Source organism: Meridianimaribacter sp. CL38, from assembly GCF_004328055.1.
GTDB lineage: Bacteria > Bacteroidota > Bacteroidia > Flavobacteriales > Flavobacteriaceae > Gaetbulibacter_B > Gaetbulibacter_B jejuensis.
In genome coordinates this window covers 329,169-354,485 of sequence record NZ_QKWS01000003.1, presented here as the reverse complement: position 1 = coordinate 354,485, position 25,317 = coordinate 329,169, and the positions used below count along the sequence as shown (strand labels likewise).

Here is a 25,317-nt window from a genome sequence, read left to right as displayed (position 1 = left end):
TAATCTCAAACACCAAATGCTGTTATTTGTAGAAAATTATTTTCTTATAACTTCTACAGCACCATCGTTACTTAATTTAATAATTGCAGATGGTTTTGATGCTGATTTTACATTTTGCAAATTTACAACATAGTCCACACCTTTTAAAATGTCTTCGCTTATTTCTTTAAACGATTTTGGTGTAGGTTGTCCACTAATATTAGCAGATGTTGAAACAATAGGTCTTCTAAGTTTTTTAACCAATGCATTGGCAAACCCTTTACGAACAACTCTTATGGCTAGTGTGTTGTCTTTTGGAATTAAATTTTCAGCAACACGTAATGGTCTGTCATAAATAATTGTAGTAGGTTTTGCAGCGTATTTTAAAATATCATAAGCTACTTCTGGTACATCTTCGATATATTGATTGAGCATCTTAAAATCGTTAACCAAACAAATCATAGCCTTACTTTCGGTACGTTGTTTAAGTTTAAAAACTTTTTCAACTGCCTCGTAATTGGTAGCATCGCAACCAATTCCCCAAACCGTATCTGTAGGATAAAGGATAATACCTCCTTGTTTTAAAACTTTTAGTGCTGAGTTAATTTCATCAGTCATGTTACTTAGATTTTAGTTTATAAACGCCAATACTCTTTTTGAAAATTTTGCTTAACACTTTGTACTTTACGATAATGCGGTTTTTTAAGCTCAATTTTCTCCATTGGCTTTTATCAATGGCATTATTTAATATAGTGTTGCTCATTTCATCAGAAAGAATAAACTCCTTTGATAGGTTTTTCCAGCTTATATTCCCATAACCATTAAAGTTGTTTATTTTGTTTTTGTCGTGTATGATAGCTATCCACAAGCGCTTTTTTGTATAGTACTTAATGCGTGTTTCATTTTTCCAATCGGTATGACTATTATGCCAAATGGTTTTAGGGTTGTTGTTTTCTTCAATTAAGCTTAAAAAAGGATTGAAAATATGCTCCTTTTTTCCGAGCATTATTTGAGGTTTTATTTGTAAGGAGTACCCTTTAATAACATCAATAACAAGATATTTTTGTGAATTAAATTGGCTTTGAATTTCACTAATAAAATCTTTGTGTATAGCATCGTCATTGTCAATTCTGGTTGAAATGATATGATTTTTGCCTTGCGACATTTTAGAAACTATAGCGTTTATTGAACTTTGAAATTTTGCCATACCATCAATATATTCCAATCGAATAAAGTCATGGTCTTTAACCAAATCATTCAGTATAGTTTTATAATCAGATTTTGTTGCTGTATCAGCAAAAATTAACCAAGTAAAGTTTTTGTTGGTTTGATTAACAACTGATGGTAGACAAAAACTTTTAAACAACCATATGCGTTGTTCCATCCAAGAGTCATTGAGCAATAACTCATTGTTTTTTGTTGTGGTCCAATCAGGATTAGTAAGGTTAAATCTTGTGATTAAGAAATGCTCAAACATTGGAATTATAAGTTTAAGTAATTAAATGCTTTTTCAGCAAATGCATTATTAACTGTTCGACATTCTTCTAGAACTTCATCATAGGATTGAAGTTTGTTTAAATCGTCTTTATAGTTTGAAAAGGTTGAAATAACAGGTTGGTATTTAAAATCGTAAAACTTGGTTGAATTAGGAAACACCATAACTTTTTTATTGAACAACATTGCCCAATACATAGCATGGTAGCTATCGGTCAAAACTATGTTTGATGAAGCTATAAACTCAACCATTGCTTCAAAAGTGGAGTTGTTTGCTATACTTTCAAAGTCTGAAAATTTTGAAATAACCTTTTTGTTTCTGAGTGTTTTTTGATGAAAAACAATGCCAATTTCTCTAGTTTCATCAAACGAAGTATCAAAAATAGGATGCATACAACTTACACAAGGTACCCATTCCTCAGTCCTGCCATAATCTCTAACACCTACTAAACCATAATTGCTAGGTGTAATATTGTATTTAATTTGTTTTCCGTAAAGTTTTGAGCTTTTGCTATTATGACCAACTCCCCAAAACACAATTTTTTTATCAGTTTGAGATAGTTTTTCAAGCATATTCATGTGCATGTTAAAACCTGGTCGGTTTAGCAATCCACCTCCTCCAATAATAAGAGCATTATCACAAATAGTCTTGTGCCAATTGTCTCTAACGCTATCGTCGTTATTTTTGTAATCAAACAAATCGAGAGCTTTTCCTTTTAGTTCATCAAAGTAATGATGAGGTGCACAGTAAAAGTCGCCAACATTGTTTGGGTCTAATCTATGTAGGTTAACAACATCGTTATTGTGTTGATACGGATTGGAAACTATTCGCTCAATAACTTCTTTTTTATTGCGCGCTCTCTCAAAGTGTGATAGTTTTTTCTTGAAAAAATTAAGGTAGCTCATACAATTGGCAAAGTAAATAAATTATATAAAAGTATTAAACACTTTATGATTATATGTTACTTTTATACTCTTATATAAAAATACGAAATTATTGAGCAGGTTTATGGGAATTACAATAGTATTGGCAGATAACTCAAAATTGAATAAGGAAAAAGTTCTTAAGGCAATTGATAATTTTGACCACGAAGGGAAATTAATAGGTTACGGTTCTAGAAATAAAATTAAAAAGATAACAATTGATAATGCAGAGTACAATATTAAGTCCTTTAAAAACCCTAATGTAGTTAACCAAATTGTCTATCGTTTTTTTAGAAAAAGTAAAGCTGAACGTTCTTTTTTATACGCGAAGCGTTTGCTTAAAATGGGTGTTTTAACACCAACTCCAGTAGCATTTGTAGAGTATAAATCTATTTTTACATTTGGAAGAAGCTATTACATTAGTGAGCAGTTAAAATATGATTTCACTATAAGAAAACTTATTGATGAGCCTAAATATGAGGATTACGAAAACATATTAAGACAATTTACTCAATTTACCTATGACTTGCACGAAAAGGGAATTCATTTTTTAGATCATTCTCCAGGAAATACACTTATAAAAAAGACCAATTCTGGTTATGAGTTTTATTTAGTAGACCTTAACCGAATGGATTTTAAAGCATTAAACTATCAAGAACGTTTAGCTAATTTTGCACGCTTGTCTCCAAAAGATTATATGTTAGATATAATAAGTGATGAGTATGCTAAATTAATGAATAAGCCTAGTGATGAAGTTAGAGAACGCATGTACTTTTATTCTCAAAAATTTTCTTCAGGGTTTAAAAAGAAAGAAGCTTTTAAAAAGAAATACTTTTTTTGGAGGAAGAAAAAACGCTAACGATTTTGCTTGTATAGGCTACGTAGTTTTGAATACTTTAAAAAACGCGTATTGGCGGTTTGTACTGAAATGAAAAAACCATTAAATCCATCTAAGAATCCAAGTTTTAAAAAGTAAGATTGAAAAAATGCCCAAGTTGGATTAAAAAGTATTTTATATAAAGGTGCTTTTTTTCCTAATTTATAATAGGCTTCAGCCGAAATTGAGGTAAATAATTCTACTTTTTTATTGTACTCAGAGTAGGTGTCATAATTCCAATGCAGTATGTCTCCTTTTAAAAAACCTGCCTTATTGTTTTTATCGGTTAGAGCAATTCTATCATGCGGATTAATACCAGACCATTTTGCTTTTCTTCGGTCAAAAACACGCAATTTTTTATCAGGATACCATGTTGTGTACTTTATCCATTGACCACAAAAACAATTTAAACGGTTGCTGTAATATCCATCATATTTCCAATTCGATTTTACATCTAAAATAGATTGTTGCAACTTATCAGATAGGGCTTCGTCACCATCAAGAGAAACAATGTAGTCATGTTTTGCTTGCGCAATAGCAAAGTTTTTTTGTTCGATATAGCCTAAAAACTTCTGTTCAATAAATCTTACGTTAAATTTTTCGCAAATAGCTTTAGTGTTATCAGTCGAAAACGAATCTACAACTACTATTTCATCAACTACATTGCTTAACGATTGAAGACATTCTTCAATTTTGCGTTCTTCGTTAAACGTAATTATTACACCAGATAGTTTTATCATTTAAAAAATATTGATGTTGTAAAAGTACGTATTTTGTAATTATTCAATAGCCATATCAATAGTTTTAAAACCCCTTTTTCAAAATATAATGTATACTATTTGCTTATATTTGCACCAATTAATTACACAAGAAAAACCCAATTAAATGGCATTTCCTAAAATAACAGTTATAATCGCTACGTACAATAAAACCGATTGGTTAGAGAAAGTACTTTATGGTTATAGTGTGCAAACCTATAAGGATTTTGATATTATAATTGCTGATGATGGCTCTACTAATGAAACCAAAGAGCTTATTGATAGGTTTAAAGCAGATTATCCTGTAGAAATCACTCATGCATGGCATGAAGATAAAGGATATAGACGCCAAAAAATATTAAATGAAGCCATTGTAATGGCAAAAAACGAGTATATCCTATTTACTGATGGTGATTGTATTCCAAGAGAAGACTTTGTAGAAACGCATGCTAAATTTGCTGAAGAAGGGTATTTCTTATCTGGTGGTTATTGCAAATTACCAATGGATATTAGCGAAACCATAGCTGAAGATGATATTAAATCAAAACGTTGTTTTGAAGTAAAATGGTTAAAATCTCAAGGAGAACTTAACTGGAAAAACAAGTTGAAGCTTTCTGCTAAAAATGGATATGCTGATTTTATGGATAAGATAACACCAACAGGAGCAACATTTAATAACTGTAATTCTTCTGCTTGGAAAACCGATTTAATTGCCATTAACGGTTATGACGAACGTATGCAGTATGGTGGGCCTGATAGAGAATTGGGAGAACGCCTAGTTAATAATGGAATTAAAACAAAACAAATACGCTACAAAGCTATTTGTTTACATTTAGATCATGCTAGAGGTTATAAAACACAAGAGTCGCTAGACCGTAATTTAGCTATTAGAGCTAAAGTGAAAAAGGAAAACTTAAAGTGGACAGAGTACGGAATTAAGAAAGGTTAGTTTAAACGTTTTAAAAACGTTTTTAATTCCTCATCAAAATACGTTGGTTTAAATTGAGAGTATAATTCTGCAGCTTTAGATTTTAATTCCTTAGGATGTTTTATGTTTAAATAAGGCTCTTGATTATAATCTTTTAAGTGAACCGAAACATGGGTTTTACCATCGTCAAACATATTCCAAGCTTCTTTTTTTATCCATGGAGAAAATATAGTAAACGTTGGAATTTGTAACGCTTTGGCCATGTTAATTGCACCACCTTCGTTACCTATTAAAGCATCGCAATGAGATGTTATTGCTAAAAAATCTCTCAAGCTTTTTCCAAACACTTCAAAATAGATTTGCGTTTGGGTTTGTGCATTGCACAACTCATAAATAGCTTTGGCTTCAGCTTCTTGCTTAGGGATATAATTAAATAATAGTTGAGCTTCAGGTTGCTCATTAACAATAGTATCTAACGTTTTTGCCATATACTCAAGAGGATATGTTTTGGAGCTACCACTTCCCAAAACACCTATCATGTATAAAGGTTTCTCTAAACTAATATCATGGCCAAGTAAAAAGGCTTTAGCGTTTTGCTTTTCAGAATCAGTAAGGTGAATTTTTGGTCTAACAATATGTAAAGGGTCAATTCCTAAAGGCGCTAATAATTGCAGTCTGTTTTCTATAGCTAATCCTGCATTAGTATCGGCTTTCAATTTATTTTTAAAAAGATGATTGTAAATTAATGCGTTAGGACCTTTGTCTAATGAAATTCTGATTTTAGCTTTCGTAAAATAACTTATGATATTACTAGATATTTTAGAGTAAACATCTATTACAGCATCATAATGTTCCTTTTTTAGCTGTTTCGCAAATTGATATAGTTTTAGCTTGCTTTTTTCAAGTTCGGGTGTGAAAAAATGAAACTTATCAATAAAAGGATGGTTTTCAACAACAGGATAGGTATGGGAGTTAATAACATAATGCACTTCAGCATTAGGATATTTTTGCTTTATAGCCTCAAACAAAATGCTTGTTGCCAAAACATCACCTATCATTTTTTGTTGAATGATTAAAACTTTCAAACTTTAAGTTTTCTAAAAATCATTAGCAGAAACACTAACTCAGTTTAAATTTACACAGCAACGTCGTATTCTCTTAAAGCATCATTAAGAGAAGTTTTCTTGTCAGTACTTTCTTTACGCTTACCAATTATCAATGCACATGGCACTTGGTATTCGCCAGCAGCAAATTTTTTGGTATAACTTCCAGGAATAACAACTGAACGTGCTGGCACAATACCTTTCATTTCAACAGGTTCATCTCCTGTAACGTCAATAATTTTTGTACTCATTGTAAGAACAACATTAGCACCAAGTACAGCTTCTTTTTCAACACGAACACCTTCAACAACTATACAACGACTACCAATAAATGCACCATCTTCAATAATTACAGGAGCAGCTTGTAAAGGTTCTAAAACTCCACCAATACCAACACCACCCGAAAGGTGAACGTTTTTTCCTATTTGAGCGCAACTACCCACTGTTGCCCAGGTGTCAACCATAGTGCCTTCATCAACATAAGCACCAATGTTTACATAACTAGGCATTAATATAGTGCCTGATGAAATATAAGCACCATGTCTTGCTACAGCATGTGGTACTACTCTTATACCTTTTTCAGCGTAGTTGCGTTTTAAAGGAATTTTATCATGATACTCAAAAATACCAACTTCTAGCGTTTCCATTTGTTGAATAGGGAAATACAATACTACAGCCTTTTTAACCCATTCGTTAACTTGCCAACCGTTAGCGGTAGGTTCGGCAACTCTTAATTCTCCAGCGTCTAGTAAGTTAACTACTTTTCTAATGCTGTCAATTGTGTTTTGGTCTTTTAAAAGTGCTCTGTCTTCCCAAGCATTTTCAATAATGGTTTGTAATTCTGTCATTGGTATAATTTAAGTTTTAAACTAGCTACAAAGATAGTTCTATAATTTTAAGAGAAAAAAATAAAATAATATGTGACCTATCCGTTTTGTGTGTGTCTTAAAAATGATTAATGAGTGGTTTTGTTTAGTTAGAGGGAAATTAAATCATCAGTTAATTAATAGCTAATTATTTTAATAACTCTTCCTTTTATAAAGGGAGAGTTTTTTATTATGTTACCTTTGCAATCAATATGGCAAGAATTTTAGCAATAGATTTTGGTACTAAAAGAACAGGAATAGCTGTAACTGATGAGTTGCAAATTATAGCTTCTGGGTTAACAACTGTTGAAACTAAGGACTTGTTTGCTTTTTTAAAAGAGTATGTCTCTAATGAATCTGTAGAGCTATTTGTTATTGGAGAGCCTAAGCGTTTAAATAATGAAGCCTCTGAAAGTGAGGTAGCTATTAAACCATTTATTGATAAGCTTAAGAAGACTTTTCCTGATATACCATTTACAAGAGTTGATGAACGTTTTACTTCTAAAATGGCGTTTCAAACCATGATAGATAGTGGGTTGACTAAAAAACAACGAAAAAATAAAGCCTTAGTAGATGAAATTAGTGCTACAATAATACTTCAAAGTTACCTGTATTCGAGATAAAATAGTGCCATAAAGTGTATTTTATCAGTAAATTAAGGTATTTCAACTAAATTATTTTAGGCATTTGCTCCTGAGATATATGTTTGGCTTGGTAATTATTTAAAACCCCAAACTATGAAAAACAACTACTATTTATTTTTATTACTTATAATAGGCCTATTTGGTTTTAATAAAGTAAACGCGCAATCTTGCCCTCCAACAGGATTCTCTAATGGATCTTCATTGTATTTCTTTTATGACTCAGGAACTTCTCTATGTGAGAACAGACCAACTACTGTAAATGTAGGAGCTAGTGTTTTTACACTATCTAGTTGTGATGACGAGTATTCTATTTATGGATTAACATCTGGAGACCCAGTTGCTCCACCAAACACTTTTACTGCTGATTTTGGTTATGCAACTTGCGAATACACTGACGGAACACTTACTAACGAAACATTATCGATAAAACAAGTTGAAGCAATTTTTAATTCTTTAAGAGTGTTTCCAAACCCAGTAACTAGTGGAAATACATTAAACGTAAAGTTTCAATCTAATGTTTCGGCAAGTATTAATATATATTCAGTAACAGGAAAACTGGTTTTAACTGAAAATACTGATAATTTAAGTGTAAAACCTTTAAGTATTTCTAATTTACCTAACGGTATTTATATGGTTCAAATTACATCTAACAATCTATCTATTTCAAAGAAGGTTGTAGTAATGAGATAAAAAATATTCAAACTCAAATATTAAACTCCTTACCATGTAAGGAGTTTTTTTGTGCTTAAAAACTTCAAAAAAGGCATAAGAATTGTATTTTTGCATCCGAAAATAAGAATTTATGATTTTACCTATTGTTGCCTATGGCGATTCTGTTTTAAGAAAAAAAGCAGAAGAGATTACCAAAGATTATCCTAATCTTAATGAACTTATTGATAATATGTACGATACTATGTATGGTGCGTATGGTGTAGGTTTGGCAGCACCACAAATAGGGTTGCCAATACGTTTGTTCTTGGTAGATACTGAACCGTTTTCAGAAGATGAATCGCATACTGAAGAAGAAAAGCAACAATTAAAAGCTTTTAAACAAACTTTTATAAACGCTAAAATTTTAGAAGAAGAAGGTGATGAATGGGCTTTCAACGAAGGTTGCTTAAGTATTCCAGATGTAAGAGAAGATGTGTTTAGACAACCAAAAATAAAGATTCAGTATCAGGACGAAAATTTTGAAACACATGTCAAAGAGTTTGATGGTTTAATTGCGAGAGTTATTCAGCATGAATACGACCATATTGAAGGTGTTTTATTTACTGATAAGTTATCGTCATTTAAAAAGCGACTTATAAAAGGAAAGCTAGCTAACATATCAAAAGGAAAAATAAAGATTGACTATAAAATGAAGTTTCCTTTAATGAAAAAGAAACGTTAATAGTTTTAATTCTTATTCACAAAAAATTATATTTGCCCACAACAAAAAAAGCCTGTTTAACACATGAGTTTAGATAAAATTCTTTCTATTTCCGGAAAACCTGGATTATTTAAAATAGTAACGCAAACACGTGGAGGATTAATTGCCGAATCATTAATTGATAAAAAAAGACTATCAGTTAACATACACAGCAATGTAAGTGTACTTAGTGAAATAGCTATTTATACACTATCAGAAGAATTGCCACTATACAAAGTGTTTCTTAAAATAAAAGAGAAAGAAAACGGGCAAACTACATCAGTAAGTCATAAAGATGGTAAAGATGCTTTAGAAGAATATTTCTTTGAAGTTTTACCAGACTATGACGAAGATAGAGTATATGCAAGCGACATAAAAAAGATTGTACAATGGTACAATTTACTTCACCAACACAACCTGTTGGAAAACCTTGAAGCTCTTGAAGATTCAACTTCTGAAGAAGAAGAATAACAACTTACATTTTTTGGTTAATATGTTTTAATAAACATGTAGTAATACATGCTTTATTAAATAGCTATTAATCGTATTTTTGGGTCTTAATATTATCAAATCATGACAGATAAAACCCAACAACTAAAAGCATTTGAGCGTTTGTTAATCATTATGGATGAGTTGCGTGAGCAATGTCCATGGGATAAAAAGCAAACTATGGAATCCTTACGACATCTAACCATTGAAGAAGTTTATGAGTTAGGTGATGCTATTTTGGATAATGATTTAGATGAAGTAAAAAAGGAGCTAGGTGATGTACTTTTACATATTGTATTTTATTCAAAAATAGGAAGCGAAACCAACCATTTTGATATTGCTGAAGTTTGTAATAGCATTTGCGATAAGCTTATTGATCGTCATCCGCATATTTATGGAGATGTAAGTGTCGATAATGAAGAGGATGTAAAACGCAATTGGGAACAGTTAAAACTAAAAGAAGGAAAGAAAAGCGTATTAGAAGGTGTCCCAAGAAGTTTACCAGCAATGGTAAAAGCGAGTAGAGTACAAGATAAAGTTGCTGGAGTAGGTTTTGACTGGGAAGAGCCTCATCAAGTTTGGGAAAAAGTTGAGGAAGAAATCCAAGAATTGAAGCATGAAGTAGATAGTGGAAATAGAGAAAATATGGAGAACGAGTTTGGAGATGTTTTATTTTCTTTAATAAACTATGCAAGGTTTTTAAAAATTAATCCTGAGAATGCTTTAGAGAAAACCAATAAAAAATTCATTAAAAGATTTCAGTATTTAGAAGAAAAAGCGAAGTCACTAAACAAAAGTTTACAGGACATGAGCCTAAGAGAAATGGACGTTTATTGGGAAGAAGCAAAAAAAATATAATTTTTTTTCACTTTGCGTGATCCAAACATGTAAGATAATACGTATATAATACAGATAGAAACTTGAAATTATAGTTTCATAATCATAAGTAGGTAGTCTTAATTATATTTTAAGCGGATGTGATTAAGATTCAAAATTTAGTTTAGTTAGGGGTCACAATCCTACCTGTTTTTAGCAGGTAGGATTTGATTTTTAATACATATCCTTAAGTTTTCTAAGTTTTTCTTCCCAAATGCTCAGATTGTTTTTATGGTTTTCAATATTGTTTAAAACATCTTTTACCATAGGGTTGCTTTCATCAACATTAGAGAAAAACTGAAGATTGTTTTCTAGTTGGTTGATTTCTCCTTTTACTTCGTCTATTTTTTTACGAATAAAATTATGTTCATTATCAAGAAGTCTAGTATCATCAGGTTGCGATAAGGCTTCAAGTTTATTTTCAAACTTAATCATTTCAATTTCGGTCTTATCCATTTTAAGTTTACCGAACATGTCATCTAAAGCCTTATTGAACTTTCCTTCAATATAACGTTTGCTGTGAGGAACATTGCCTAATGATTTCCACTCGTCTATTTTAGCTTTTAAAGTTTCAATATCACTTTCTGGTGTTCCTGATAATTTTAAATCTTTTAAGGCTTCTAAAAACTTTGACTTCTTTTCATAGGCTTCAAATAATTCTTTATTAGCAGCATTACGCTCAGCATGAAGTTTATCGAAGTAATGATTACAAGCAGCTTTAAACTTGTGCCAAATTTTGTCACTGTCTTTTCTTGGAACATGCCCAATTTTTTTCCAGTCACTTTGAATTTTCTTCATTAAAGGTGTTACAGTTTCAAAGTCTTCACTGTCCTTATTGTCTTCAGCAATTTTTATTAGGTCTAGCTTTTTCTGAAGATTATCATACTGTTCCTTTTTTAAGTTTTTATAAAAGGAATTTTTCTTTTTATTAAAAGCTCTAACTGATGCTTTAAATTTTGCCCAAGTAGCTTCATTAACTTTAATTGGTACTTTTCCAGCATTAAAGAAATCTTGTCTTAAGGCTTCAATAGTTTTTATTTTCTTTTGCCATGCTTGATGTGTGTTGGCGTTGTCTTGAGCTACTGCATCAATCTTTGCGATAATTTCTTCTTTACGCTCTAAGTTAGCTTCATAGGCCTTATCTAAATCGGCATAATACGCTTGTCGTTTATCATGTATGGTTTTAGTTGCATTGCTAAATCGATCCCAAATGTCTTCTCGATGTTCTTTAGCAACAGGACCAAGGTCTTCTTTCCACATTTTATGTAGCACTTGCAATTCTCTAAACGCTCTGTTTACGTTGTCATCTTTTGCAAGTTCTTCAGCGCGCTCAATAATTTTAAGTTTTTGATCCAAGTTGTGTTTAAAATCCATATCTCTCAAATCACGATTGAGATGCAGGAAATCATAGAAAATCTCAACATGGTGATGGTATGTATTCCAAGCGTTATTGTATTTGTCTCTTGGAATCGGACCAGCATTTCGCCATTCTTCTTGTAGTTCTTTAAAGTGCTTGTATGTTGTGTTTATATTTTCTTCAACATTAATAAGTCCCTTAATTTCCTCAATAATTCTTAAACGATTTTCTAGGTTAGATTTTAAACTGCTTTCTAGATTTTTGTAGTAAGCGTTTAGGTTGCTTTTATACTCTTTATAAAGTGAATTGAACTCTTTTTTTGTTGGAGTAGAGTACTTGAAGTCTATTTCATTACCACTATCGTTAATGAATTCTTCTTTTTTCTCTTCAAGAAGTTCACTGAATTTAGCATTGAATTCAGATCTTATCTCATCAACATGAGATTTTATAGTTTGAACTTTTTGTTGTTTAAGTAAACTGTCAAATTCTTTTACCAACTGCTCCATTGACATGGCGTGGTAGTCTTTTTCTTCTAGTGTGTGTCTTTCACTATTGCTTTCGTCTTCAGCATCTTCGGCATTAGACTCGTCAATTTCATCTACATGAGAGTTGGATTTTTCTTCAACAGTCTCAGTTTTGGTTTCCTCATTAGTTTCAACCTGTTCTGAAGTAGAATTAGTATTCTCATCAGTTGTTGGGTTTTCTAATGACGTAGCATCTTGAGTTGTTTCAGCTCCAGTACTTTCAGTAGCTTGGTTTGCAGTAGCTTTTGTTTCTTCGTTTCCATCTGCATTTTGCAGGTTATCTTTCTCTGACATTTTACAATGTTTTTAGTTCTAAATACTTAAAAAGCTAATATACTAACAAGTCACTGAATTACAAAAAGGAATAGAAATTTTGGTACTTTATTTAAGATTCCAAATTTTCCAAGCTTTTTCGGCTTGTAGCTCTAGCATTTTATAGCCATTACAAGTTTGTGCACCTTTTATGTCACCACAAGTTAAAAACTTTGTTTGATCAGGATTGTAGATTAAATCGTAAAGTATGTGGTTTGATGTGATGCCATCGTAAGGAATATCAGGACATGTGTTAACGTCAGGATAAGTTCCAACAGGAGTACAATTAATAATAATTGAGTATGAGCTTATGATTTGATCGGTTAAATCTGAATACAAAAATTTAACTCCAGATTTTGGAGTTCTAGATACATAATCAAAATCTATTTTTAATTTTTTTAGCGTGTATGCTATAGCTTTTGAAGCTCCACCTGTTCCTAAAATTAAAGCAGAAGTATGATGAGGTTTTAATAAAGGTTGTAACGATTTTTTGAATCCGTAATAATCCGTGTTGTAACCTTTAAGTTTTCCTTTAGGAGAAATTCTTATAGTATTTACAGCTCCAATTTTTTTCGCTCTTTTGTTAATATCGTCTAATAGAGGGATTACAGCCTCTTTGTAAGGTATAGTTACGTTTAATCCTACTAACTTTTTATTGGAAGCAATAATATCTTTTAATTCAGAAATTGCTTTGATGTCAAAATTTTCGTATTCAAACGGAAGTTGTTCATTTTCAAATTTTTCAGTGAAATATTTTTTGGAAAATGAATAGGAGATATTCTTACCTACTAATCCTAATTTATGCATTTATCTTTCTGGTTTTTTGTCCGTACCATTCCAACGCCAAAACTATTAAAATTCCTATTAAAACAAACAAAATTGCAATGTATGTTTCGTTGTTAAGTTCAGGAATAAATCGTGTGTAGTTTTCTATAATTTTTTGTCCAGTAGAGTCTAAAATAAAATCACCTGAAGTGTTTTGTTTGTAAACAATCTCTTTCCAAGGCCAAACAACACCAAGAGAGCCAATAATAAAACCAATTATTGTTGCTGTGGTAATACTTTTATAATGTTTTAAAATGTAATTAAGTATGTGCGAAAATGTTACTAATCCAGTAACTGAGCCTAAAGTGAACACTCCTAAAACTTTTAGCATTCTTATTCTATTTGCATCGTGAACAAACTCAAAATTGCCGCTAAATATTTCAGAAAAAGTATCATATAAAGCATTAACGGAGTCCACTAGAAGTAATACGTAATTTCCTAAGAGAATTAATATGAAAGAACCAGAAAATCCAGGAAGTGTCATTCCTGAAACACTAATGATTCCACAGAAAAATACAAACCAAAGATTGTCATTTTCTTTAGCTGGATCTAAAAAACTAATACCAACACCTAAGGCAATACCTATAATTAAAGAGAGTATTGTTTTATAATTCCAGTCTTTAAAATCTTTGTTTATGTAATAAATGGAGCCAATAATCATCCCAAAAAACAAACTCCATACAAAAAGCTGATAATGCTCCAGGAAGTAATCCAATATTTTAGATACGCTAAAATAACTTACCAACATCCCGAAGAGGAGTAAGGTAAGAAACCGACCGTTTATGTAATTGTAAAAACTCTTAAACCTACCGTTGAATAAAAGTTTAAAAGCTGTTTTGTTTACCTTTTGAAGTGAGTATATAAACTCTTCATAAAACCCTGCAACAAAAGCAACCACACCACCAGATACACCAGGAACCTTATTTGCGGCTCCCATTGCTAGTCCTTTAATGACCAGAAAGAGTTTGTCTTTAAAAGTTCTGGTGCTTTGCATTGTTATTGTTTTTTAGAACCTAGTTTTTCAAGTATAAAAATTGTAGAAAAACCTACAATCATTAAAACAATGGCAATTGCTAATTTAGGATCTCCATCAAAGTTAAAAGGCGATATGCTTTCTTCTAATAAAGGAATTTGTTCTCCTTTAGAGTTTGTTCTCCATGTTAGCACTTTTTTCCAAGGCCAAATTTTGTTTAAAGACCCAAAAATAAAACCAGTAAGAATAGCTAATGTGATATTGTGGTAGTTTTTGAACAACCACTTTAAAACGCGACTAAAACTCAATAAACCAACAACTGCACCAACAGCAAAAATTAGTATTTTTTTTATGTCAAAGTCATGCAAAGCATCACTTAAAGTTTTATAAGCACCAAGAATAACAAGAATGAATGAACCCGAAATACCTGGTAAAATCATAGCGCAAATAGCAATAGCTCCAGCAAAAAATAAAAACAAAGGATTATCATTATTAGCCATTGAAGGTAGTGTTGTAATATAATAAGCGATTAAGGCTCCAGCTATTAGAGAAATAATAACTGCTAAATTCCATTTTTGTATTTGCTTACCTACAAAGAAGATACTAGCTACAATTAACCCAAAAAAGAACGACCAAATTAAAATAGGATGATTTTCAATAAGGTATTTGGCTAATCGCATAAAGGACACAAAACTAATAATAATACCGGTTAATAGTGCCACCAAAAAGTTACCATTAAGCTGAGTCCAAAAGGCTTTAAAACCTTCTTTTCTAAGAGTTGTAATTAAAGATAAGTTAATGTTGCTAATTGTGGTAATTAGTTCTTCGTAAATACCAGAAATAAAGGCTATTGTTCCGCCAGAAACTCCAGGAACTGCATCTGCTGCTCCCATGGCAATACCTTTAAGTGAAAGGATGAAATAATCTAAAAAGCGTCTTTGCATTTGTTATTTTAAAAAATAAGAAACGTAAAGGTATGGAATTTTCGCTTTAAGCCTTTTTAGAATTTGAAATAATCTCTTTTACAGAAATTTTATTATAAACTTTTGGGAAAAGTTCTTCTAGTATGTAATAAAACTCATCGTCTAGCAACAAGCCATTTTTTAAATGGTAATGCGCTTTTTCTGATTCGTGTAATGTAAAATATAAACCAGCTAATCTAAACTCAATTTCAGGTGTTTCTGGGTAAAACTCTGCAGCTTGGATTAAGTTGTAAATTGAAGCTTCAAACTCACCTAAGCTGATTAGAATATCAGACCTAGATAACCAAGTTTGAAGTTCATAATTGCCAAGTTCTAATGTTTTTTTGTAGCCTCTTTCAGCTTCTTCCAAAAAGTTTAACTGATGATTGATTTGCGCATACAGTTTCCAGTAAATCACATTTTCACAATCAATATTTATTGCTTTGTTGATGTAATAAAGCGCTTTTTGGAAATTTCGTTTCTTATTATAAAACTTAGTAATGGCAATCCATCCTTTATCTAAAAGCGGATCTTCGTGTACAGTTTTGTAAAAATATTGAACCGCTAAGTCGTCATTGCCTAATTTTTCATAACAATGACCAATTCTTAACAGTGCAAATGATGTAGGCTCGTCAAGTGCTAAGGTGATTTTATAATTTTCAATAGCATTATTGTACTGTTGTTGCTTTTCTAAAACTTTTCCTTTTTCAAGATAAGCACCTACAAAAGTGTCGTCTGAAATAATAGCAAAGTCAAATGCTGCTAATGCTTTTTTATAGTCTTTAATTGCAAAGTATTGTTTACCTAATTGATGCCATGCAACTTCGCAATAAGGATTGCTGTCTAAATATTGAGTTAAGAAGTTGATAGCTTCTTCGTTTTGGTCAAGAAAGTCAAAACAGTAAATAATATTATACAAAGCAGAGTAATCGTGCATGTCTAATTCAAGGCACTTGATAAAATACTCTTTTGCTTCTTCAAACTTATCCAAAAACAAGTATTCCATACCAATGAGTGCGTATAAATCGGAATCATCCTCGTCATTATTACTCAGTTTTAAAGCAATCTTTAACGTGTTGATTGCCATTTCGTGTTCATCTCTTTTAGAGAGAACATTTGCTTTTTGAACATAAATTTCTTCGTTAGAAGGTTCTATTTCATAAAGTTCATCAAGAATTTTATCGGCATGTTCTAGCTTGTTTTCAATAACATAAATCTCAACCTGAAAAAGTTTAAGGTTAACTGACGTTGGATGTTGCTCTAACCCTAATTTGATGGCTTTTTTTGCGAGGGCAATTTTACCAATTTCCAGATAGTGCTGGATTATGTTTTCAAACTCATTTGAATCAAAAAACAACACATTGTTGGTTTTTAGCATTGACTCAAATCTTGTAAGCGATAAGTTGTTTTCGTCACTGCGACTGAACTCCATAGGCAGGTATAATTGTTACTTGTAATAAATTTACTGTTCTATTGGCGCAATTGAAGTTTTTGCGATGAATGTTTTTAACAAATTAATTAACAGGTGAATTTTTATTTTATGTGAATGGGTTTTATTTGTTTATTATCAATTGCTTAGCGTGTGTTTTTGGAGTGAATAAGATTAAGAAATTGAGTCTAAAACTTTAAGTATTATCTCACAACCTTTAATAATTTCTTCGTTTGAAATGGTTAATGGAGGCGTAATCCTGATGGCTTTTGGCTCAAAAAGTAACCAAAAAAGTATTAATCCTTCGTCTTGACACTTTAAAATAACTTCATTTGTTATGTCTGCAGAAGGTGTCATTGCAGCTAGCATTAATCCTTTTCCTCTTATTTCTTTTATTAAAGGATGCTTTAGTTTTTTACGTATTAATTGCTCTTTTTCTAAAGCTTCAGTCATTACATTACTTTCAGTAATTTCTTTTACTGTAGCTAAAGCTGAAGCCGCAATTACTGGATGTCCTCCAAATGTAGTGATGTGTCCTAATTTTGGGTTTTCAGTTAAATTAGACATCATGTCTTTAGAAGCTGTAAATGCACCAATAGGCATTCCACCACCAAGGCCTTTACCTGTAACCAAAATATCAGGAATACAGTTGTAGTGTTCAAAACCAAATAGTTTTCCAGTTCTACCAAAACCAGGTTGGATTTCGTCTAGGATTAAAACAGCACCAACAGCTTTACACTTTGCTTTAACTTTTTGTAAGTAATCATTGGTAGGTTCAATAAAACCTGCGCCTCCTTGTATGGTTTCTAAAATTACAGCCGCAGTTTTTGTAGTAATTGTATTGATGTCAACTTCGTTATTGAATTCAATAAAATGGACATCAGGTAGTAAAGGTCTAAACGCTTGCTTGCGTTCTTCGTAACCCATAACACTCATGGAACCCATAGTATTGCCATGATAAGCATGTTTTGCAGCTATTATTTGACTTCTACCTGTAAAACGTTTGGCTAGTTTTAAAGCGCCTTCAATAGCTTCGGTACCAGAGTTTGTTAAATACGTTGTTTCAAGAGGCTTAGGTAAATGCTTAGCTAAAAGTTTAGCGAGTTCTACTGCTGGTTCTTGAATGTATTCGCCATAAACCATAACATGCATATACTTATCCAGTTGATTTTTTATGGCGTTAACAACTTTTGGGTGATTGTGACCTAAGCTATTTGCCGAAACACCAGCTACAAAATCTAAATAAGCTTTATTGTTTGAATCATAAATATAACTACCATTAGCATGAGAAATTTCCATAGCTAAAGGATGTGGACTCGTTTGCGCTTGGTATGTGAAAAAATCTGATTTCATGTTATTGCTTATCCTTTTTAGGCTTAACCACCTTTTTTAGAGGTGTGTTTTGAGCTTTAATGGAATCTCTTTTTTGCAATACTTGTTTAGGAATATTACGAGCAGCTTTGTTTACTTTTTTAGGGTCTTCGCTTTCAGCTTCTTCAACTCGGTCTAACAATGCTTCATCAAAAAACTCTTCTTCAGGAACAAACTCTCCTAGTCCTTTTATGATAGGAAGTTCTAGTGGAGGATCGTCTTTAAAAAGGTCTTCAACACTAGTTGGACGTTCTTCTTCTCGCCAATCAAAGCCTCTAAGTCGTCTAGCATTTTCAGGGAATTGAGACTCAGGAAATAAGTCTCCATCAACCTGATTGATTAGTCTAATTTCATTGATAGTATTATCTGAAATTTGAATATTGATACTGCCAGACTTTGACTTGTTTATTCCAATAAGTTCATTTTCTCCATCTCTAGAGAAATAGATGATTTCAGCATTTTTTATGATATCAACATTATATAATTCGTTATTTTTAAACAAGCCATATAGTTTTTGCCCCTTAATTTGATTAAATCCTGTGCCTAAAGTGTCTTTACTTATTAAAAAGGCATTGTCAAATACTTTTAAGGAATCTAGTTCTTCGGTTTCAGTGTTTGAAATTAAGTGAATGGTGTCTCCACTCATTTGATTACCTAAGTTCCATAATATAGGTTTGCGCTTAGTAGCAAAAGCATCGGTTGATGAAAAGCGTGATAAATTGATAAGCTCGGTCAAACCTGTTTTATGGTCAGCATGAATAGAATCTGCTTTTCCACTTAAATCGCTTTTGTAAATTTTGGCATTGTAATAAGCCCTTGTAATTCGATGTTCGGGTTTACCAGTAACCATAAGCGTGTCACTGTGTATGTAAATGGAATCGTTTTCTTGTACTGTAATAGCTAAAGCACGTTTGGTGATGAACACAGAGTCTTTTTCTCTAAATACTTCGGCATAATGTCCTTTAATGATACTTTTATTTGTGGTATCTGTAACTTTTATGTTATTGGTTGCAGAAGCAAAACTTCGGTTTCGATCAAAGTACATACTATCACCTTCAAAAATTCGATTTTCATAATCTATTCTTGATTTTTTTACGAAATAACCAACATCATTATTAGTGTCATAAAATCCTCTTTCGCAATAAATGTTTGAAGCTTCGCCTTTAATAGTTGTTGGACCATAAAGGTAAGCGTGACCACTTTCAGAATAAAAATCTAATTGGTTGGAATTAATTGTGTAATCAGGATTAACCAATACCACGTCTTTTAAAAAACGGTATTTTTTGCTGTCCATGTAATAACGACCAATTTGACTAGTAATAGTACCAGAAGAGTCTCTAACCACTTTTCCTTTACTCTTATAATAAGCTTGTTGTTTTGCTCGATCAAAAAAGAGCGTGTCAGTTGTTAAGGTAGATTGCGGTTCGGTAAGTACAACGTCTCCACTGGCAAAAGCTAGTTTTGTAGTTCCGCTATATTCAACATACTTAGCAGTCATGTTTATAGTATCTCCTTGCTGCATTCTTACATTACTGAATGCCTCAATAAAGTTTTCGTTTTTATAATAAATGGCTTTATCACACCACATGTTTACACCATCATGAGTGACATGAATTTGTTGCTGGTCATTTCTTACAAAGGTTGCAATGTCTTTACCAACAGTAGAATCAGCAACCATAAAACCAGCATGCTCAATTTGTATTCTTTTACCTTCTTGAGCATAACTTTTAGTGACTACAAAAAGTATAAGTATAGTGTAATAGAGTAGGTTGTGTATTTTCAAGATAAAATTAATTTTTTTCAAAAATAACTATATTCTAAAGGCTTTCGTATGTGTTAACACATTTTTTAACAGAAAAAAGCCTGCTTAAAAATAATGAGCAGGCTTAGTATTTAGGTTTGTAAATTACTTTCTTACAATGGTTTGTTTTCTGTCAGGTCCTACCGAAACAATTGTGATAGGAAGTTCAAGTTCTTTTTCTAAGAAAGCGATGTAATCATTAAGTTGTTTTGGCATTTGAGAAGCTTCAGTCATTTCTGTTAAGTCTTCATTCCAACCTTCAAACTCTGTGTATACAGGCGTTACATTTTTCTCTTCAATATTAAACGGTAAGTGATGTATGGTTTCACCTTTATAGTTATAAGCAGTACATACTTTTAACGATTTAAACCCAGAAAGGACATCACCTTTCATCATGATAAGTTGCGTAACACCATTTACTTGACATGCGTAACGTAATGCTACCAAATCTAACCATCCGCAACGACGTGGACGACCAGTTGTTGCTCCAAACTCATGACCAACTTTAGCCATAGTTTCTCCATCTTGATCAAATAATTCAGTAGGGAATGGTCCAGAGCCAACACGAGTAGTGTAAGCTTTAAAGATGCCATACACTTCACCAATTTTATTAGGAGCAATTCCTAGTCCAGTACAAGCGCCTGCAGCTGTAGTGTTACTGGAAGTTACAAAAGGATAGGTTCCAAAATCGATATCTAAAAGCGAACCTTGAGCACCTTCGGCTAAAATGGATTTATCCGATTTTTGTGCTTGGTGTAAGTACTCTTCAGAATCTATAAACTGAAGTGTTTTTAAGGTTTCTATAGCATCAAAAAATTCAGCTTCAAGTTCTTTTAAATCGTACTGAATGTCAACATTATAAAATGCTATCATAGCTTCGTGCTTATCTGCAAGAGCTCTATATTTTTCTTTCCAATCGGCAAGTTCTATATCACCAACTCTTATACCATTTCTTCCGGTTTTGTCCATATAAGTTGGACCAATTCCTTTAAGGGTTGAGCCTATTTTAGCTTTTCCTTTTGAAGCTTCGCTTGCAGCATCTAATAAGCGATGCGTAGGCAGTATAATGTGAGCTTTTCTAGAAATAAGAAGTGATGCTTTGTAGTCCACATCTTGTTCTGCTAATTTATCAAGCTCTTTTTTGAAGATTACAGGGTCAATAACTACACCATTACCAACTACATTTGCAGTATCTTTATGAAAAATACCAGAAGGTATTGTGTGTAATACATGTTTTTTACCATTAAATACCAATGTATGTCCAGCATTTGGACCACCTTGAAATCTTGCAATAATATCGTATTTGGAGGTGAGAACATCAACAATTTTTCCTTTGCCTTCGTCTCCCCATTGTAAACCTAGTAGTAAATCTACTGCCATTATAATTTAGTTAGTGTTATTTGTTTTTAGTTCCGTAAAAATAAAGTGAGTGATTGTTGATTTTTATATCAAAAACTTCTTCGATGGTTTTTTTGATAGATTGAATTCTAGGATCGCAAAATTCAATAACCTCACCAGTGTCAGTTAAAATAACATGGTCGTGTTGTTTGTCGAAGTAAGATTTTTCATAATGCGCTTGGTTTTGACCAAATTGGTGTTTTCTTACCAAGCCACACTCTAAAAGAATTTCTATAGTGTTGTATAGTGTAGCACGACTTACACGATAGTTTTTATTTTTCATTTTGATGTATAGAGATTCAATATCAAAATGTTCTTCGCTATCGTAAATTTCCTGAAGTATAGCATAACGCTCAGGAGTTTTTCTGTGTCCTTTTTCTTCTAAGAAAGCCGTAAAAACGTTCTTTACGATTTCTTGATTACTTTGTTCTGTCTTTACACTCATAATAAGTTGCAAATTTACACATTTTTTACACTCTAGTAACCTTATCTATACCATTAATTTTTTTAAGGTTATCCATAAGTTTTTTTAACATGGAATTGTTTTTAACTACAACGTTGATTTTTCCTGTGAAAACACCATCGTCACTTTGAAAACTAATACTCTTCATGTTAACGTGCATATTTGAAGAAATAATTTTTGTAATGTTGTTTACCAATCCTAAATTATCAATACCAGATAATTTTATTTGAGCTGAAAATTCTTGTTGTGAAGAATCTATCCATTTTGCCTGAATAATTCTGTAGGCATAATTAGATTGTAAACTCAAGGCATTTGGGCAATTCTTTTTATGGATTTTTATACCTTCATTAATAGTTAAAAATCCAAATACAGGATCTCCAGGAATAGGATTACAACAGTTAGCTAACTTATAATCTAGTTTTTCTTCTTCTTTACCAAAAACTAATAAATCATACTTTGAGGTAATCTCATCTTTTTCTAATTCTTCCTTAGAAATGTTTTGCCTTCTAGAGATTTTATTTTTGATAAAGCTAACTAAAGCATTGCTTCTAGATGAAGCAAAGTCCTTAAGCATACTATTGTCAATAGTGCCAATACCAACACGATAAAATAAGTCTAAGCTTGTTTTTAGCTTAAAGTAAACAACCATGTCGTTTACAGCCTTTTCATCAAGGTTTATTTTAAGTTGCTTTAGTTTTCGTTTTAAAATCTCTTTACCGTCTTCAGCAATTGTTTTTTTCTCGTCTTTTAACGACCCTTTAATTTTGCTTCGAGCTCTTGCAGTAGTAGCATAGTCTAACCAGTTGGAGTTAGGTTTGGCATTTTCGGATGTTAAAATTTCAACTTGGTCACCACTTTGCAATTCTTGACTCAAAGGCACCAGTTTGCCATTTACTTTAGCTCCTCTTGTTTTCATACCTATTTCGGTATGGATACTAAAGGCAAAATCTAAAGGTGTTGCGCCTTTTGGTAACGATTTTAAATCTCCTTTAGGCGAGAAGACATAAATTTCTTTTGAATATAGGTTGAGCTTAAACTGTTCAACAAAATCAACAGCATTGGTTTCGTTAGTTTCTAATGCTTCTTGTAGTTTATTTATCCAGGTGTCTAGAGCATCTTCGGTATTACCTTGTTTGTATTTGTAGTGTGCTGCATAGCCTTTTTCGGCAATTTCATTCATGCGTTCACTACGAATTTGAACTTCTACCCAACGTCCTTTAGGTCCCATAACCGTTATATGCAACGCTTCGTAACCAGTAGATTTTGGAGAGGATATCCAATCTCTTAATCGTGTTGGGTTAGGTGTGAAGTGGTCTGTTACTATGGAGTAGATTTTCCAAGCTAGGAATTTTTCGTTAGCGACATCTGACTTGTAAATGATACGAACAGCAAATTTGTCATATACTTCATCAAAGGTGACACCTTGTTTTATCATTTTTCTACGGATAGAATAAATAGATTTTGGTCGACCTTTAATGTCGTAATTTAAGCCTTCAGCATCTAAAGCATCTTTAATGGTTTTAGAAAAGGTTTCAATGTATTTGTCTTGCTCTTCTTTACTTTCCTTTATTTTATCATGAATGTCTTGATAAACTTCAGGTTCGGTATATTTTAAACCAAGATCTTCTAGTTCAGTTTTTATGTTGTAAAGCCCAATTCGATGTGCTAATGGTGCATAGATGTAGAGTGTTTCAGAAGCTATTTTTTCCTGTTTATCACGTCTCATCGCATCCATGGTTTGCATGTTATGAAGACGGTCGGCTATTTTGATAATGATAACTCTAATGTCGTCATTAAGTGTCAATAGCATTTTACGGAAATTTTCCGCTTGGGTGGAAACATCGGTTTCTTTACTTAGTGACGAAATTTTAGTAAGTCCGTCAACAATACGAGCAACAGTTTCTCCAAATAATTGTTCAATGTCATTTTTGGTATAATCCTCATTGTCTTCAACAACATCATGGAGCAGAGCAGCAGCAATAGAGATAGCATCCAAGCCTATTTCTGAAGCGACAATTTTTGCTACAGCTATAGGATGAAAAATATAGGCTTCACCAGATTTTCTACGTTGATCTTTGTGCGCATCAACAGCTACATCAAACGCATGACGGATTAATTTTTTATCGTCACTAGTTAATGTCTGGTAACTTACTTTAAGGAGTTCTTTGTAAGCTTTAGCAATGGCTGCATTTTCTTTTTCTATCTCAACTTCTGTCATAAAACTAAAGTACGCATTAGAAATTTAATGTGCAATTGCTTTTTATGGTTTTATTTAATGAAAAACAGTTGCCATATCTGTTAAAAATAAATGCTATTTAACCCAATAAATTTCGCATACGTTGTAACAGTGTTGGATGTGAATAATGCACAAATACGTAAGCTTTGTGAGGTGTTAAATTGCTAAGGCTGTTTTTGTTTAGTTTTTTTAAAGCTGTGATAAGCGGTTGCGCTTTATAAGTGTTTTTTGCGTAATCATCAGCTTGATATTCAAACTTTCTAGACAGCCAATTCATTACCAATCCTGTGATTTCAGAAATAGGAGCGTAGAGTAGTCCAAAAGCAACTAAACCAACATGAAAACTGTGTGTGCTTACGCCTAAAGCATTAGAAAGTAATGGATTTGTTATAAAAATGGAAAGCACATACAAAGTAAGTCCTGTAAGTAATACTGAAGCTACTAAGTTGTAAATAATGTGTTTTCTTTTGTAATGACCTACTTCGTGGGCTAAAACTGCTACAATTTCCTCTTCTTCCAAATCATTGATTAAGGTATCATATAGTGTAACTCTTTTTTCATTTCCAAAACCAGAAAAGTAAGCGTTTGCTTTTGTGCTACGTTTTGAACCGTCAATCACAAATATTTTTTCAAGATTAAACCCAACTGATTGAGCGTATTCTGAAATTTTATAACGTAAAGAGCTTTCTTCTAAAGGAGTTTGTTTGTTGAATAGTGGTACAATAAGCTTAGCGTAGAACATATTCATAAATACCGAGAATATCGTTATGATAGCCCAAGCGTATAACCAAAAATGTTGTTGGGTAAGTTGAAATATGTAAATGATGAGAGCTAAAATTCCACCACCAATAACAGCCATCATTAATAAGCCTTTTATTTTGTCTAGAATAAATGTCTTTACGGTAGTTTTATTGAAGCCAAAATGCTCTTCAATCACAAAAGTCTTATAGTAAGAAAATGGAGTAGATAGGATATCACTACCAAACATGATTATACCAAAAAACACCAAAGCGACTACAACTGAGTTATCGCTGAAACGTCTTGCTAAAACATCTACATATTCGAAACCACCAAAACAAATAAAAGCCAATGTTAAAGCCACTGAAAAAGTTGAACTCCAAACACCAAACTTATAATTGGTGAGTTTGTAGGCTTGCGATTTTTTATATTCAGCGTCATCATAAACATCTTTAAGCTCATTTGGTATAGCATCGTTAAAATGTTTTGCGTTAAGCGCATCTAGGATTTTATCAATTATAAAATTAACAATGATTATTGCTATTATAATATAAAATAGAGTAGTGGCAGTCATATTGG

24 protein-coding genes are annotated in these 25,317 nt (G+C 32.2%); 7 read left to right on the top strand and 17 right to left on the bottom strand.

Features of this window, described 5'->3' with window-relative positions; genetic code table 11:
* Window positions 1-36: 36 nt before the first annotated feature.
* Genes DMZ43_RS09490 through DMZ43_RS09480 form a run of 3 tightly spaced genes read right to left on the bottom strand, consistent with a single transcriptional unit; the run spans window position 37 to window position 2,379 of the window.
* A complete protein-coding gene (locus DMZ43_RS09490; RefSeq protein WP_131507746.1) occupies window positions 37-597 on the bottom strand; it encodes an L-threonylcarbamoyladenylate synthase in 561 nt (186 codons plus the stop codon).
* Window position 598: 1 nt separating this feature from the next.
* Window positions 599-1,456, bottom strand: a complete 858-nt coding sequence (locus DMZ43_RS09485; RefSeq protein WP_131507745.1) for a glycosyltransferase — start codon at window positions 1,454-1,456, stop codon at window positions 599-601.
* Between the two features lie 5 nt (window positions 1,457-1,461).
* Window positions 1,462-2,379 (bottom strand): polysaccharide pyruvyl transferase family protein, encoded by a 918-nt coding sequence (locus DMZ43_RS09480; RefSeq protein ID WP_131507743.1) that lies wholly within the window; start codon window positions 2,377-2,379, stop codon window positions 1,462-1,464.
* A 103-nt stretch (window positions 2,380-2,482) separates the two neighbouring features.
* Here DMZ43_RS09480 and DMZ43_RS09475 point away from each other — a divergent pair, with 103 nt between their 5' ends.
* Window positions 2,483-3,256: a lipopolysaccharide kinase InaA family protein gene (locus DMZ43_RS09475; RefSeq protein ID WP_131507741.1), complete on the top strand. Its 774-nt coding sequence runs from the start codon at window positions 2,483-2,485 to the stop codon at window positions 3,254-3,256.
* On the opposite strand, the gene DMZ43_RS09470 is transcribed toward DMZ43_RS09475, so the two are convergent.
* Window positions 3,253-4,014, bottom strand: a complete 762-nt coding sequence (locus DMZ43_RS09470) for a glycosyltransferase family 2 protein (RefSeq protein WP_131507739.1) — start codon at window positions 4,012-4,014, stop codon at window positions 3,253-3,255. The two genes, DMZ43_RS09475 and DMZ43_RS09470, sit on opposite strands and share 4 nt — an antisense overlap.
* 145 nt (window positions 4,015-4,159) lie before the next feature.
* On the opposite strand from DMZ43_RS09470, the gene DMZ43_RS09465 reads away from it, so the two are divergent.
* Window positions 4,160-4,981 (top strand): glycosyltransferase family 2 protein, encoded by an 822-nt coding sequence (locus DMZ43_RS09465; RefSeq protein WP_131507737.1) that lies wholly within the window; start codon window positions 4,160-4,162, stop codon window positions 4,979-4,981.
* Here DMZ43_RS09465 and DMZ43_RS09460 read toward each other — a convergent pair.
* Both DMZ43_RS09460 and DMZ43_RS09455 read right to left on the bottom strand, forming a co-directional pair.
* Entirely contained in the window at window positions 4,978-6,045 is a 1,068-nt protein-coding gene (locus tag DMZ43_RS09460) for a glycosyltransferase family 9 protein (protein WP_131507735.1), read from the bottom strand. The two genes, DMZ43_RS09465 and DMZ43_RS09460, sit on opposite strands and share 4 nt — an antisense overlap.
* Window positions 6,046-6,095: 50 nt before the next feature.
* A complete protein-coding gene (locus tag DMZ43_RS09455) occupies window positions 6,096-6,911 on the bottom strand; it encodes a 2,3,4,5-tetrahydropyridine-2,6-dicarboxylate N-succinyltransferase (RefSeq protein ID WP_129760426.1) in 816 nt (271 codons plus the stop codon).
* Between the two features lie 230 nt (window positions 6,912-7,141).
* Here DMZ43_RS09455 and ruvX point away from each other — a divergent pair, with 230 nt between their 5' ends.
* From ruvX to mazG, 5 genes are all read left to right on the top strand, one after another.
* Complete coding sequence (ruvX, locus tag DMZ43_RS09450; protein WP_131507733.1) at window positions 7,142-7,552, top strand: Holliday junction resolvase RuvX; 411 nt, start codon at window positions 7,142-7,144, stop codon at window positions 7,550-7,552.
* A 114-nt stretch (window positions 7,553-7,666) separates the two neighbouring features.
* A complete protein-coding gene (locus DMZ43_RS09445; RefSeq protein ID WP_131507731.1) occupies window positions 7,667-8,263 on the top strand; it encodes a T9SS type A sorting domain-containing protein in 597 nt (198 codons plus the stop codon).
* Between the two features lie 112 nt (window positions 8,264-8,375).
* Complete coding sequence (gene def, locus DMZ43_RS09440) at window positions 8,376-8,966, top strand: peptide deformylase (protein WP_129760429.1); 591 nt, start codon at window positions 8,376-8,378, stop codon at window positions 8,964-8,966.
* 63 nt (window positions 8,967-9,029) lie between these two features.
* Complete coding sequence (locus tag DMZ43_RS09435) at window positions 9,030-9,455, top strand: DUF5606 domain-containing protein (RefSeq protein ID WP_129760430.1); 426 nt, start codon at window positions 9,030-9,032, stop codon at window positions 9,453-9,455.
* A gap of 102 nt (window positions 9,456-9,557) precedes the next feature.
* Entirely contained in the window at window positions 9,558-10,331 is a 774-nt protein-coding gene (gene mazG / locus DMZ43_RS09430; RefSeq protein ID WP_131507729.1) for a nucleoside triphosphate pyrophosphohydrolase, read from the top strand.
* 192 nt (window positions 10,332-10,523) lie between these two features.
* Here the strand turns inward: mazG and DMZ43_RS09425 are convergent, their stop codons facing one another.
* From DMZ43_RS09425 to DMZ43_RS09375, 11 genes are all read right to left on the bottom strand, one after another.
* Window positions 10,524-12,524 (bottom strand): DUF349 domain-containing protein, encoded by a 2,001-nt coding sequence (locus tag DMZ43_RS09425; protein WP_131507727.1) that lies wholly within the window; start codon window positions 12,522-12,524, stop codon window positions 10,524-10,526.
* Window positions 12,525-12,611: 87 nt separating this feature from the next.
* A complete protein-coding gene (locus tag DMZ43_RS09420; protein ID WP_131507725.1) occupies window positions 12,612-13,349 on the bottom strand; it encodes a shikimate dehydrogenase in 738 nt (245 codons plus the stop codon).
* Window positions 13,342-14,361: a DUF368 domain-containing protein gene (locus DMZ43_RS09415; protein WP_131507723.1), complete on the bottom strand. Its 1,020-nt coding sequence runs from the start codon at window positions 14,359-14,361 to the stop codon at window positions 13,342-13,344. The genes DMZ43_RS09420 and DMZ43_RS09415 overlap by 8 nt, the downstream gene beginning before the upstream one ends.
* Before the next feature lie 2 nt (window positions 14,362-14,363).
* Window positions 14,364-15,284, bottom strand: coding sequence for a DUF368 domain-containing protein (locus DMZ43_RS09410; protein WP_131507721.1), 921 nt, complete (start codon window positions 15,282-15,284; stop codon window positions 14,364-14,366).
* A 46-nt stretch (window positions 15,285-15,330) separates the two neighbouring features.
* Window positions 15,331-16,734 carry a tetratricopeptide repeat protein gene (locus DMZ43_RS09405; protein WP_131507719.1) on the bottom strand — a complete coding sequence of 468 codons (1,404 nt, stop codon included), beginning with the start codon at window positions 16,732-16,734 and terminating at the stop codon, window positions 15,331-15,333.
* A 171-nt stretch (window positions 16,735-16,905) separates the two neighbouring features.
* Window positions 16,906-18,084, bottom strand: a complete 1,179-nt coding sequence (locus DMZ43_RS09400; RefSeq protein ID WP_131507717.1) for an aspartate aminotransferase family protein — start codon at window positions 18,082-18,084, stop codon at window positions 16,906-16,908.
* A gap of 1 nt (window position 18,085) precedes the next feature.
* Complete coding sequence (locus DMZ43_RS09395) at window positions 18,086-19,879, bottom strand: OstA-like protein (protein ID WP_370450274.1); 1,794 nt, start codon at window positions 19,877-19,879, stop codon at window positions 18,086-18,088.
* A 129-nt stretch (window positions 19,880-20,008) separates the two neighbouring features.
* A complete protein-coding gene (locus DMZ43_RS09390; protein WP_131507715.1) occupies window positions 20,009-21,283 on the bottom strand; it encodes an adenylosuccinate synthase in 1,275 nt (424 codons plus the stop codon).
* 16 nt (window positions 21,284-21,299) lie between these two features.
* Complete coding sequence (locus DMZ43_RS09385) at window positions 21,300-21,746, bottom strand: Fur family transcriptional regulator (RefSeq protein ID WP_129760439.1); 447 nt, start codon at window positions 21,744-21,746, stop codon at window positions 21,300-21,302.
* Between the two features lie 25 nt (window positions 21,747-21,771).
* A complete protein-coding gene (locus DMZ43_RS09380; RefSeq protein ID WP_131507713.1) occupies window positions 21,772-23,982 on the bottom strand; it encodes a bifunctional (p)ppGpp synthetase/guanosine-3',5'-bis(diphosphate) 3'-pyrophosphohydrolase in 2,211 nt (736 codons plus the stop codon).
* A 97-nt stretch (window positions 23,983-24,079) separates the two neighbouring features.
* Entirely contained in the window at window positions 24,080-25,312 is a 1,233-nt protein-coding gene (locus DMZ43_RS09375; RefSeq protein ID WP_131507711.1) for a M48 family metallopeptidase, read from the bottom strand.
* Between the last annotated feature and the right edge of the window lie 5 nt (window positions 25,313-25,317).